Below are 13,114 nucleotides of genomic sequence, written 5' to 3' on the forward strand. Positions count from 1 at the left end.
TTTATCGGTCTGAGCAGTGTTAACATATTATGTATACGCTGCTCATACTTTATCCATGTTTGCATGCTAGGAATATGGATATGACACATCAAATCGCGACGCTTGCTCCTCTCTCAATAGCAGCCCATTGGAGCTTTGCTGGCCTGATTATTTTTCTTATTGTACTGATGTTATTTATTTGGCAACGGCAAATGCCCGCGGCGGCAACCTCAGTCTCTGTCGGTTTGGTCATCGCCATGGTTGGCTTCTTTGGTTGGCTTCTTTGGTTGAATGTATTGGCAAGCCAGTAGCGCCTCAATTGCGTTAGCACATCAGCAACTACAACTCGAATTACCGCTTTATAGTGCGTGATCTTAACTTGGCTGACGCCAAGGTGGTTGATATGCAGAACGATGATGCGTCTGCATTGTCATGGCGTACTAATGGTATTGGTTTACCGGGTTATCACTTAGGTTGGTTTCAGCTAAAACAAGATGGTAAGGCGTTGGTAGCAGTATCTAATACGCAGCAGCTGCTCTATATCCCGACAACATTGGGATTTAGCTTGTTGCTTAGTACGCCATAAGCGCCAGCGTTGTTACAACAACTACGCGACGGCCAAGCGACGACGTCGCCGTAGCATGTCGAAGGTAAATATCAGTAGTGCACTCCAGATAAAGCCGAAGGTGATACTTTTTTCTATATCAAATGGTTCGTGAAAAACCATTACAGCCATGAGGAACATGATGCTTGGGCCGACATATTGGAAAAACCCTAAGGTACTTAATGGAATGCGCACCGCTGCCCCAGCAAAGCATAGTAGCGGAATAGTGGTAATCACCCCCGCCGTAGCGAGTAGCGCGTTCAACTGCCAACCATTACTAAGCAAATGCGATGCGTGCTCACCATCTGCAAACCAAAGCACCAACAATGCAGGGGGAAGTAAGATTGCTGTTTCCACCACCAAACCCGTCATGGCATCAATGTTGACCTTTTTACGCAGCAGTGCGTACAGGCCAAAGGTGCCTGCTAGTGCCAGAGATACCACGGGAATCGAGCCGAAAGAGATCACTTGGATAGCCACACCAGTACTTGCCATCGCGACCGCAAACCATTGCAATTTACTGAGGCGTTCCGATAGAAACAGCAGCCCCAACACCACATTGACCAATGGATTGATGAAATAGCCGAGACTCGCATCAAGCAGGTGATTGTTGTTCACCGCCCAAATAAACAATAGCCAATTAGCCGCAACCAAGATGGACGTGGTGGTGAGGATCATCAGTTGCTTAGGACGCTTCAGTACTTCACGGACTCTGCCATAGCCGCCCATCATCAAAATGACGATAACCATCAGTATGAACGACCAAATAATGCGATGTACCAAGATTTGTACTGGGGCGATTTGATCAATCAGCTTAAAATAGAGCGGAGCAAAGCCCCAAATGATGTACGCGCTTAGCGCTAGTACGATCCCTTTGCGGTATTCCGTGTCGGCCATGGTGATTATTGAGTTGAACGAGGGAGTTCGATTGTGCGGACTAATGCAGTGTTTCACAAGTGAAAGATGATATATCGTTACTCGGAGCTGTTGGCCTTTCATGTTTAATTTTTGTTCAAATCAAACAAGTGATGAACGGGGCGCGGCTACGCTTAGTCAACTAAGTAAGCGGGATGCAACAAAGTTTAGCCTGCGTTTAAATGAATCCTTCGGGCAGCGACAGCGCGGGATCTATCCAGCGTTAGCTGTTATTGGTGGCGAATGCTACCCACCACATCACCTTCCTTGCCTCAATTCCGATCTGAATGCTAAAAAACGAGTGGCAAAGGTCAACAGCACCTCGCGGTTCGTCGTGCAAATTTGTCGCACAAATTAATCAGCCTGAACGGGTGCGTATTGCCTGAGGGTTAAGTACAATGACGCCTCTTGATGAGGTAGTACATAATTCATGGAATCGGGTCAGCAACATTCAATTCAGGCGACAACCACAACAGGCTCCGCTGCGGCGAATGTGCTGCGTCAGGTTTTTGGTTATCGCGAATTTCGCCAAGGGCAGCAGGCTATTATTGAACAGTTAGTCGCTGGCCAAGATTGCTTGATCATCATGCCAACAGGCGGTGGTAAGAGTTTGTGTTACCAACTGCCTGCGCTGCTGCTGGATGGGGTGACGCTGGTGGTATCACCGTTGATCTCGCTGATGAAAGATCAAGTTGACGCGCTACAACAGATGGGGGTTAATGCGGCCTTTTTGAACTCATCATTAAGCCGCGAGCGGCAACTCCAAGTGCTGCGTGAGCTACACCAAGGCGCTATCAAACTGCTCTATATCGCGCCCGAGCGTTTAATGAGTAACGATTTTATTGAACGACTCTACCATCTCCCTCTGCGACTGATTGCTGTTGATGAAGCCCACTGTATTAGCCAATGGGGCCACGATTTTCGGCCTGAATATGCACAGTTAGGCCGATTGAAACAACTGTTTCCCCAAGTGCCTGTTGCTGCGTTAACCGCTACTGCGGATGAAGCGACGCGTCGCGATATCTGTGAGCGACTCAATATCCAACCCTTCACGTTGTTATCGAGCTTTGACCGTCCCAATATTCGTTATACGGTGGCGGAGAAACTCAATGCGGCGAATCAACTGCGTCAGTTTATTAAGACCCAGCAAGGTACGGCAGGGATTGTGTATTGTGCTAGCCGTCGGCGTGTCGATGAAGTTGCCGAACGCCTGCGGCTACAAGGCTTTCATGCTGAGGGATACCACGCAGGCATGACCACCGATGAGCGTGCCAGTGTGCAAGATAGGTTTATTAAAGAGCAGCTGGAAATAGTGGTCGCCACCGTGGCATTTGGTATGGGCATCAATAAGTCCAATGTGCGCTTTGTAGTGCATTACGACTTACCTAAGAGTATCGAAGCGTATTACCAAGAGACGGGGCGCGCTGGTCGAGATGGCATGCCGTCAGAAGCCTTGATGCTGTTTGACCCCGCGGATATTCAACGGGTACGGCATCTGATTGATCAGGGTGAGCCAGGCCCTCAGCAGCAAGTGGAGTTGCATAAACTCAATACCATGGTAGCTTTTGCCGAAGCGCAAACCTGTCGCCGCCAAGTGTTGTTGCATTATTTTGGTGAAGCGGCGGCGCCATGTGGTAACTGTGATATCTGCCTTGATCCACCTAAGCGTTACAACGGTACGGAAGACGCGCAGAAGGTGCTGTCCTGTATCTATCGACTCAAACAAAAGTTTGGTTTGAACTATGTGATTGAAGTATTGCGTGGTGGCCGCTCGGCGCCAATCACTGAACGTGGACATGACAAGTTATCCACTTGGGGCTTAGGCAAAGATAAAAGCGCTGAGTATTGGCTGAGTGTCACGCGGCAACTGATCCACTTAGGCTTAATCAATCAAGATATTTCACGTGCTTCCAGCTTGCGCTTAACGGAAGCTGCACGGCCAGTATTACGTGCTGAAGTCGCGCTGATGCTAGCTGAGCCAAGATTGACGCTGTCACACATGACGCAAAAACCGCATAGTCATCGCACACCGCAGCACTACGACAGACGTCTATTCGCTCGGTTGAAGTCACTGCGGCGCAACATTGCCGAAGAATACGATGTACCGCCGTATCTTGTATTCAATGATGCGACCTTGGCAGAAATGGCCGCCACTATGCCCGCCACTGAACTAGAGATGCTAGCGGTCAGTGGCGTGGGTGAGCGTAAGTGGTCACGCTTTGGTCAGCGCTTTATTGACGAGATTGCCGATTACGCTAGAGGTGGTTGAGGCGGAATGCCTCGCTCTTTGGCGCGCGATAACTGTTGGAACTGAGCACGTTTGACCAACGATTGTAAGCTATCGGGCTGTCGCAACTCCGCGTAACCAATCGAGGTTGGGAACGAGCTAAACTGGTTAACCACCGGTTCTAGCTGACGCAGTACGCGTAGTGCCCCATCCTCAGAGGTGTAAGGTAAAATAATCAGTAGCTTATCCAGAGAGTTACCAATGATTTTGTCCTGCTCTCGCAACTTATGGGTTAACTCTTCTTGCAGCTGAGGCAACACAATCTGCTGCACGTGATTAATATTAACCACTAACAAACTCAGTGGCGACGCCGTCGTTTTGGCGGTTTCTATCGCCGTTTCAGCCCATTTCTCATCATTTTCGACGGTTGGTTTTTGCTTGGTTGCTTGCCATGGATAGCGCTTCAATATGATCCACAGTAGCAGCATGGCAATGACGACCAGCAACAGATAAATCATCATGTGCGCACGATTAAGGCGCTTTTGCGCGAGCAGTGAAGATTCTTTAACTTCAAGTTGGTTTTTAGATTGCTGTTGTTCTTGCAGGCTTAACTTGGCTTTGTACTGCATAAACTGAGTATTGCTGAGATGGGTTACTCCCTCTTTGTATGCAGCCATTGCGGAGTTAATGGCTTGGTAAGCCTCTTTATACTTTTCTTGGTGATAAAAAATTTGCGCCTTTAACTGTAAGGCGATGGCAACATCTGAGGGTTGGGATAGTGCTTTAGCGATCTCGAGAGACTCTTCGATAGCCGCAAGTGCACCATCAATATCACCTTGGCGCAATTTTATACGTGCTGAATGCCGCGCATTGTTGATGGTTTGAGGCAGTGTACCAAATTTGTTAAAGATAGCTGTTGCAGCATCATTGTAATAAACGGCATTAGGTAGATCATCCAGCATCAAATATACGGCGGATATCTGCATATATGAGGTGGCTTTTTCTATGTCTGATTCAACTAAGTTTAGACTGGCAACCCCAAGCTCTAATTGTTCTTTACCTTGCTCGACCTTTCCCTGTGCCACAGCTACATAGGCATACATCAATGACAAAAGGTGGCTCACTTTCCCTGTTGCGGAAACGTCGGCCTTGGCCAGACTTAAATAGTGTAATGCCTGAGCTGGGTCGTCTGTCGCTGTCAATACTGAAGCCATATCGGCATAGATGTAAGCCAGCGGAGGATATGCCCAAGTGATATTCTGAAGACTTATTTCAGGGTAAATATCCATGGCGATACGCAGATCTTCAATAGCGGCGGCATAGTTACTTAAGGTGTTTTCGATTTCGGCGCGGATACGTAGCACCGACACTAACAATTGTTGATCGGTATTTTTCTTTGCCTGCATTGCTGCGTTGTCGAGTAATGGCAACGCGCGTTCGATCATACCGATATTTTGATAAGCTTCCGCTTGGCAGACGCCAAAATAGGGCACAGCGATATCTAATTTATGATTGATAGCCGTTAGCTGGCCTTGACGAGACAGTTCAACGGCGCTTTGGTTATCACCTTGTTGGATCAGGAGCTGGCAACGTAATAATTGCAATCGAACAAGATCAGTGGAAGACAGTTGATCTGCTTGCTGCTCGAGCTGATTGATGGTTTCAGCCGCTTGCTTTGGGTATTGATAAACCTCTAATACCAGAGGTTCTAATTCGGCTGCGCGCGTGAATAATGACAATAGGCAAAGGACGATACCCGACAGCCAACAACGAAAATCCATTTAGTCTCCGAAGCAAGATACAAACAATTGGTCGTGCTGAGCAGTGATTATACTGTTTTTACGGTTAAAAAAGATGCTTAAAGGTTGATTTATCCTGCATTTATTACAATTTGTTGATATGCCTTATATACCCGAGTAATTGATAATGTAAACGGTCACTCAATGGTGATTGAATAAAATTAATGAAAGTTTATCGTTTTTCCGCAAATTGCGGTTGACAGCGGCACCCCTCAAGGTTAATTATTGAGCCACCTAAACATGCAGTTGATAACGCAGCTGCAACAAATCATACGAATTTTGGTTGACTGGCAAATGATAAAGAATGTAACTCTTTCTCTCCTCCTCCTTACTCTCGCAGGTGTTGCGCGGAGGAGTTAACGCTGTTTGCCAGACAGCAAGTACAACTCAAAACCCCGCGCCATAGTCGCGGGGTTTTTTGTTTTTAACGTTTTTTCATTGAGCTAAGTGGACCCGACGGAGAATCCCGATGTCTGATAAAGTATTTATTTTCGATACCACGCTGCGTGACGGTGAGCAGGCGCTGGCGGCAAGTTTGTCAGTAAAAGATAAGTTGCAAATTGCCATGGCCCTGGAACGTCTCGGTGTAGACATCATGGAAGTGGGTTTCCCTGTGTCATCTCCTGGTGATTTTGAATCGGTACAAACCATTGCCAAAACCATCAAAAATTCGCGCGTTTGTGCGTTATCACGTGCGCTGGAGAAAGATATTGATGCGGCAGCACAGGCGCTGTCAGTGGCAGATCAGTTCCGGATTCATACCTTTATCTCTACCTCTAACATTCATGTTGAAAGCAAGCTGAAGCGTTCATTTGACCAAGTGCTAGAGATGGCGGTCGGTGCGGTAAAATATGCGCGTCGTTTCACTGATGATGTGGAGTTTTCTTGCGAAGATGCTGGTCGTACGCCGATTGATAATCTGTGTCGTATGGTTGAAGCCGCGATTGCCGCCGGTGCGCGCACCATCAATATTCCAGACACTGTGGGTTACACCGTGCCGAACGAATTCGGCGGCATTATTCAAACCCTGTTTAACCGTGTACCTAACATCGATCAAGCGGTGATTTCAGTGCATTGCCACGATGACTTAGGTTTGTCAGTCGCTAACTCCATTACCGCAGTACAGCATGGTGCGCGTCAGATTGAATGTACCGTGAACGGAATCGGCGAACGTGCAGGTAACTGTTCGCTGGAAGAAGTGGCGATGATTCTGTCGACCCGTAAAGATGTGATGGGTGTAGAAACTAACATCAACACCAAAGAGATTTACCGTACCTCTCAAATGGTGAGCCAAATTTGTAATATGCCCGTGCAATCCAACAAAGCGATTGTCGGTGGCAATGCCTTTACTCACTCATCAGGTATTCACCAAGATGGTATGTTGAAGGCGAAAAACACCTACGAAATCATGACCCCAGAAAGCATTGGTTTGAACCGTAATCATCTGAACATGACATCACGTTCTGGTCGCCACGTGATCAAACATCGCATGCAGGAGATGGGTTACAGCGAAAGCGATTACTCGCTGGATCAACTGTACGATAGCTTTCTGAAACTGGCGGATAAGAAAGGCCAAGTATTCGATTATGACTTGGAAGCGCTGGTATTTATGGAAGGTAAATCTGACCGTGAACCACATTACAAATTGCAGCAATTGCAGATCCAGTCAGATTCTATCGAAGGCGGTGCTAACGCTACCGTGACGTTGAATATCAATGGTGAAGCTCAAACCGCTAAAGCACACGGCAACGGCCCAGTGGATGCGACCTATAACGCGATTGCTGAATTGGGCGGCGAAGAAATCAATATCATCAGCTATCAATTGGGCGCCAAAGGCCAAGGCCAAAATGCGCTGGGGCAGGTGGATATTACCGCCAAATATCGGGAACAGAATTTTCACGGCGTAGGCTTGGCTACCGATGTGGTTGAAGCCTCTGCTGAAGCATTAATTTATGTGATGAACTTAGTTCGTCGCGCTGATCTGGTGGCAGATCAGAAACAAAAAATCTTAGCTAAAAAGGAATTGGGGGGAGTATGAGTTATCAGGTAGCGGTACTTGCCGGCGACGGCATTGGCCCAGAAGTCATGGTTGAAGCACGTAAAGTGCTGGCCGCAGTAGAACAACGTTTTGGTCTGGAAATCAACTACAGCGAGTACGATGTCGGCGGCGCCGCCATTGATAACCAAGGCTGTCCATTACCGGAAAGTACTCTGAAAGGCTGTGAAGCGGCTGATGCGATTTTGTTTGGTTCTGTCGGTGGTCCTAAATGGACGCACTTGCCGCCGGATGAACAACCTGAACGTGGTGCCTTGCTGCCATTGCGCGGTCACTTTGAGCTGTTCTGTAACCTGCGCCCCGCCAAATTACATAGCGGTTTAGAAGGTTTATCACCACTGCGCGCTGATATCTCCTCACAAGGTTTTGATGTGGTGTGTGTGCGTGAACTGACTGGCGGCATCTATTTTGGTAAACCCAAAGGTCGCCAAGGTGAAGGTGAAGCGGAAGAAGCGTTCGATACCATGCGTTACAGCCGCAAAGAGATCCGCCGCATCGCCAAAATCGCGTTTGAAACTGCCCAAGGCCGCCGTAAAAAAGTGACTTCAATTGATAAAGCCAACGTGCTGGCTTGCTCAGTGTTGTGGCGTGAAGTGGTTGAAGAGGTTGCTAAAGATTATCCAGACGTTGAGCTGGAACATATGTACATCGATAACGCCACCATGCAATTACTGCGTCGTCCGTTCGATTTTGACGTAGTGCTATGTTCCAACCTGTTTGGTGACATTCTGTCTGATGAAATCGCCATGCTGACCGGTTCGATGGGCTTGCTGTCATCCGCATCAGTGAACGGTAGCGGTTTTGGTTTGTTTGAACCTGCTGGTGGCAGTGCCCCCGATATTGCTGGTAAAGGCATTGCTAACCCAGTGGCACAAATTCTGTCAGCGGCACTGATGTTGCGCTTTAGTCTGCAACAAGAAGACGCCGCGAGCGCGATTGAACGTGCCGTAGGTAAAGCGTTAGCTGAAGGCTATTTGACCGGTGAATTGCTGGCAGCCGATCAACGCCATAACGCGAAATCAACCAGCCAGATGGGTGACTTTATCGCCCAAGCCGTGCGGGAAGGTGTGTAATGGGCAAGACCTTATATGAAAAAGTGTGGGATGCCCACATCGTTGCTGAGCCTGCGGGTGAAGCACCCATTATCTATGTCGATCGTCACTTAGTGCATGAAGTGACCTCGCCCCAAGCATTTAGTGGTTTGAAAATGGCGGGCCGCAAACTGCGCGCGCCAGAAAAAACCTTCGCCACTATGGATCACAACACCTCCACCAAAAGCGCCAGCTTGGATGCGTTAAGCCCAATGGCACGTACGCAGGTGGAAACTTTGCAGCAAAACTGCCAAGACTTTGGGGTGCGACTGTACGATATTCATCATCCTAATCAAGGCATTGTGCACGTGATGGGGCCGGAGCTGGGCATTACGCTGCCGGGCACAGTGATTGTATGTGGTGACTCACATACTGCCACCCACGGTGCATTTGGTGCCTTGGCATTTGGTATTGGTACATCAGAAGTGGAACACGTGCTGGCGACGCAAACCTTGCGTCAGCTAAAAGCCAAGACCATGAAGATTGAAGTGCGCGGTAGCGTGCAAGATGGCATTACTGCTAAAGACATCGTGCTGGCGATTATCGGTAAAATCGGCATGGATGGCGGTACTGGCTACGTGGTGGAATTCTGCGGTGAAGCCATTCGCAACCTGTCGATGGAAGGTCGTATGACCTTATGCAACATGGCTATCGAAATGGGCGCCAAAGCGGGTATGGTCGCACCCGATGCTACCACGTTTGAATATTTAAAAGGCCGTACTTTTGCTCCGAAAGCCAGTGATTGGGAGCAAGCGGTGGCCGATTGGTCGGCGCTTAAAACCGATGAAGATGCCGTATTTGATGCAACCGTCACGTTAGAAGCCAAAGATATTGCGCCACAACTGACCTGGGGCACTAACCCCGGCCAAGTGGTGGCGATTGATAAGCCGGTGCCAAATCCTGCCGATGAAACTGATCCGGTCACCAAAGGCAGCATGGAAAAAGCGCTGCAATATATCGGCTTAGCGCCGGGCGTACTGATGACTGATGTGGCCATCAACAAAGTGTTTATCGGTTCGTGTACTAACTCGCGCATTGAAGATCTGCGCAGTGCAGCGGCACAGATTCAAGGCCGCAAAGTGGCTGCCACGGTAAGCGCGATTGTGGTGCCAGGATCTGGTCAAGTAAAAGCGCAAGCGGAAGCGGAAGGTTTAGACAAGCTGTTTATCGAAGCGGGTTTTGAATGGCGTCTGCCGGGCTGCTCTATGTGTTTGGCGATGAACGACGACCGTTTGGAGCCGGGCGATCGCTGTGCATCTACCAGCAACCGTAACTTTGAAGGTCGCCAAGGCCGTGGTAGTCGTACCCATTTGGTCAGCCCAGCAATGGCGGCCGCAGCCGCGATTGCTGGTCACTTCGTTGACATTCGTCAGCCAGCAGAGGAGAAGTAACATGCAGGCATTTACTGTACATCAAGGGATTGCCGTGCCGCTGGACAACGCCAACGTTGATACTGACCAGATTATTCCAAAGCAGTTTCTGTCTAAAGTCACCAAAGACGGCTTTGGCGTGCACCTGTTTCACGACTGGCGTTATTTGGATGATGCTGGCAAGCAAGCCAATCCTGAGTTCGTGATGAATAAGTCACGTTACCAAGGGGCGACTATTTTGCTGGCGCGGGAAAACTTTGGTTGTGGCTCCAGCCGTGAACACGCGCCTTGGGCGCTGGCGGATTACGGTTTGCGCGTCATTATCGCCCCTAGCTTTGCGGACATCTTTTATGGCAACGCGATCAACAACGGTTTGTTGCCAGTGAAGTTACCTGCTGAGCAAGTGGAACAGTTGTTTATGGAAGTAAGTGCGAATGAAGGTGCGCAGATCACTGTGGATTTGGAACAGTGCAAAGTGGTGTCACCATCTGGCGCTGAATTCCCCTTTACGCTGGCGGAATCGGCCCGCCATAAACTACTCAACGGCTTAGATGCCATTGGCTTGACCTTGGCGCATGAAGCCGAGATCAGCCAATATGAGCAAACCGTGCCGGCTTGGCGCTGTTGATGACAAAATAACTGCTGTCACTACATTAAAAATGTGAAGATAAAGAGGCGCTTGCGCCTCTTTTTTAATGCCATGGTGATGGTGTCTCTACGTGATTTGCCGTTGGCGCGAGTGGGAGCTCCTTGTCGCATCACTCGTCTTCACCAGTACGACAAGCAGCGAAAGCATGTAATAAATAGTGGCGCATGTCGTCGTTTGAACAAAGCAACAATACGCTTGCGTCAAGCCTGTCTGGGCTTTTTGAAACTGTGAGTACCTGCCGTGGCGATGGATAGATACTGCTCTCTGCACCAACTGCGGCACATCTATGGGTATTGCATCTATTAACGCAGTGAGATGGTCAGACGGCGATTCAAATATCACCGCATCAGCAGGGCACATACAGCTGTTACCAGTAGCGATGTAACTGGGTGGATGGCTGGTTTCGCTTGCATCTTTCCACGGCAGTTTTGCTTGTTCCCGTGCGGTAAAAACTCATATCCGCCACCGTAGCAACATTCACTCTGTCTTTCATACATCATAGACATTTGGCTGATTGCCACAGGCTTATAGGCACTAAATTTGCTGCCAATGTGCCGATAGTACGGCCTCTAGCAGCCATTTATGCTGTTTAGATGGGCGAGTTCTAGTAAACAAGTGTTCACTCACTGATTATTTATAACGATTTGAAAAAATTAATTATTTGCGTATTTACTCTATTTTTTGACTGTGGGTAAAGCGAATCTAGCTGCATCTCAATCTTATTTTCTTATGTTTTAAACCGCTGTTTGATAGTGATTAATGCTGGTTAATTATACTTTGCAGCGTAATCTGCTGTTTCTGCCTTTTTACTTGCAAAGATATTCTACAGAAGTAAACTCGCCAGCCAGAAAAACTATAAGATCCACTTTTTTATAAATTCACTCTTTAGAGAACAACAATGACTCAAAAATTTAAACTGACTCTGGTGACTGCCGCGCTAGTCGCACTGGGTGTGCAATTACCAGCACAAGCTGCAGGTTTTCAGTTAGCTGAAACCTCGGCCACAGGTCTTGGTCGTGCTTTTGCGGGTGAAGCGGCCTCTGCCGAAAACCCATCAGTGCAAGCCCGTAACCCTGCAATGTTGAGCTACCTTGAAGGGCGTCAGGTCTCTGTTGGCGCTGTTTACGTCATGCCTGAAGTCAACACCCCAGGAAACATCACCATTGATTCACCGCTGTTGCCACAAAGTTTGACCGTGCCGGCGGATGTGAACGACGTGGCTAACAATGCTGTAGTACCTAACTTCTACTATTCAAGCCAATTGAACGATCGCTGGACATGGGGTTTAGCACTCAACTCTAACTACGGTTTAGAGACCGAGTTACCTGCTAGCCACGCTGCGGCGATCTTTGGTAATAAAACATCTGTTACTACCGTTGAGTTGAACACCAACATTGCCTATAAAATTGACCGTCATTTCACTGTAGGTGGTGGTATGCGCTTTGTTTATGGTGAAGGTGAAATCGGTGCTACCGCACCTGCTTGGATCGATAGCGTACGTGGGTTACCTACGCTGCCAGCAACTGTTGCGGCACAACTGCCTGCTTCAGGTAGTGAGCTAAAACATCTTAAAGGTGATGATTTTGGAATGGGATGGCGTGCGGGGGCCACTTGGCAAATCGACGACAACAACCGTATCGGCTTTGCGTATAGCAGCAAAGTGAAGCTGGATCTTGAAGGTCACGCTGACGGTGCGTTGTATTCTGGTGCTGGCGATAAAGTACCTGGTTATATTCCATTGGAATTGCCAGCGTTTGCTGAACTGGCTTCTTACCACCAAATCACCGACAACTTTGCGCTACAAGCGAGCATCAACTGGACTGATTGGAGCACGTTTGACGAGCTGGTGGTTTACTTCCCACATGAACAGAAACCAGTGTCAGGCGCTGATTCTGATCTGGTAAAAGCGGAAAACTTTAAAGACAACTGGCGTTACTCAATCGGTGGTACTTATCAAGCGACCAAAGCGCTGACGTTGCGCGCGGGTATGGCGTTGGATAAAACTGCTGTTACCGATGAACACCGTACTATCACTATCCCTGATAGCGACCGTCTGTGGTTCAGCTTAGGTGCCGGTTATGCACTGAGTGATGCGATGACGGTGGACTTAGGCGTAACTTATATTGAAGCGCACGGTGATTCGCCAATCAATGAGACACAATCACTGCTGAATCTGGCGCAGGTGACTTACCAAGGTGAAGCGACTGGCCACGTGTGGTTAGCGGGTTTGCAATTTACTTATAAGATGTAAGACTGCAACGTCTAGGGAAGGTGGCCGGCGTCGTATTGCGCTGTCGCTTTCTCACGGATTTTCGATAATTTAAGCCCGATGCACTAAGTGCATCGGGCTTTTTTGTTTGCCCAGCGAAGCTGGCAAACCCGTCAGGTTGAAAGAAACCTGAATCGCCCCGACTGAGGGGAAGA

General features: G+C 48.6%; 10 protein-coding genes. 8 read left to right on the plus strand and 2 right to left on the minus strand.

The window, feature by feature from the left end; all coding sequences use genetic code 11:
• Nucleotides 1–80: 80 nt before the first annotated feature.
• Both ACN0TT_RS17945 and ACN0TT_RS17950 read left to right on the plus strand, forming a co-directional pair.
• A complete protein-coding gene (locus ACN0TT_RS17945) occupies nucleotides 81–290 on the plus strand; it encodes a hypothetical protein (RefSeq protein WP_417763516.1) in 210 nt (69 codons plus the stop codon).
• Between the two features lie 92 nt (nucleotides 291–382).
• Nucleotides 383–565, plus strand: coding sequence for a PH domain-containing protein (locus tag ACN0TT_RS17950; RefSeq protein WP_417763517.1), 183 nt, complete (start codon nucleotides 383–385; stop codon nucleotides 563–565).
• 21 nt (nucleotides 566–586) lie between these two features.
• Here the strand turns inward: ACN0TT_RS17950 and rarD are convergent, their stop codons facing one another.
• Nucleotides 587–1,480 carry an EamA family transporter RarD gene (gene rarD, locus ACN0TT_RS17955; protein WP_417763518.1) on the minus strand — a complete coding sequence of 298 codons (894 nt, stop codon included), beginning with the start codon at nucleotides 1,478–1,480 and terminating at the stop codon, nucleotides 587–589.
• Between the two features lie 448 nt (nucleotides 1,481–1,928).
• Here rarD and recQ point away from each other — a divergent pair, with 448 nt between their 5' ends.
• Nucleotides 1,929–3,767: a DNA helicase RecQ gene (gene recQ, locus ACN0TT_RS17960; RefSeq protein WP_417763519.1), complete on the plus strand. Its 1,839-nt coding sequence runs from the start codon at nucleotides 1,929–1,931 to the stop codon at nucleotides 3,765–3,767.
• On the opposite strand, the gene ACN0TT_RS17965 is transcribed toward recQ, so the two are convergent.
• Nucleotides 3,749–5,506, minus strand: coding sequence for a hypothetical protein (locus tag ACN0TT_RS17965; RefSeq protein ID WP_417763520.1), 1,758 nt, complete (start codon nucleotides 5,504–5,506; stop codon nucleotides 3,749–3,751). The two genes, recQ and ACN0TT_RS17965, sit on opposite strands and share 19 nt — an antisense overlap.
• 487 nt (nucleotides 5,507–5,993) lie before the next feature.
• Between ACN0TT_RS17965 and leuA the strand changes: the two genes are divergently transcribed.
• From leuA to ACN0TT_RS17990, 5 genes are all read left to right on the plus strand, one after another.
• Nucleotides 5,994–7,562 carry a 2-isopropylmalate synthase gene (leuA, locus tag ACN0TT_RS17970; protein ID WP_417763521.1) on the plus strand — a complete coding sequence of 523 codons (1,569 nt, stop codon included), beginning with the start codon at nucleotides 5,994–5,996 and terminating at the stop codon, nucleotides 7,560–7,562.
• Nucleotides 7,559–8,653, plus strand: coding sequence for a 3-isopropylmalate dehydrogenase (leuB, locus tag ACN0TT_RS17975; protein ID WP_417763522.1), 1,095 nt, complete (start codon nucleotides 7,559–7,561; stop codon nucleotides 8,651–8,653). The genes leuA and leuB overlap by 4 nt, the downstream gene beginning before the upstream one ends.
• Nucleotides 8,653–10,062: a 3-isopropylmalate dehydratase large subunit gene (gene leuC, locus ACN0TT_RS17980; RefSeq protein WP_417763523.1), complete on the plus strand. Its 1,410-nt coding sequence runs from the start codon at nucleotides 8,653–8,655 to the stop codon at nucleotides 10,060–10,062. The genes leuB and leuC overlap by 1 nt, the downstream gene beginning before the upstream one ends.
• Before the next feature lies 1 nt (nucleotide 10,063).
• Complete coding sequence (gene leuD / locus ACN0TT_RS17985) at nucleotides 10,064–10,669, plus strand: 3-isopropylmalate dehydratase small subunit (RefSeq protein ID WP_417763524.1); 606 nt, start codon at nucleotides 10,064–10,066, stop codon at nucleotides 10,667–10,669.
• Nucleotides 10,670–11,588: 919 nt separating this feature from the next.
• Entirely contained in the window at nucleotides 11,589–12,941 is a 1,353-nt protein-coding gene (locus tag ACN0TT_RS17990; RefSeq protein ID WP_417763525.1) for an outer membrane protein transport protein, read from the plus strand.
• Nucleotides 12,942–13,114: the final 173 nt, after the last annotated feature.

This window comes from Shewanella sp. (assembly GCF_048265805.1).
GTDB lineage: Bacteria > Pseudomonadota > Gammaproteobacteria > Enterobacterales > Shewanellaceae > Shewanella.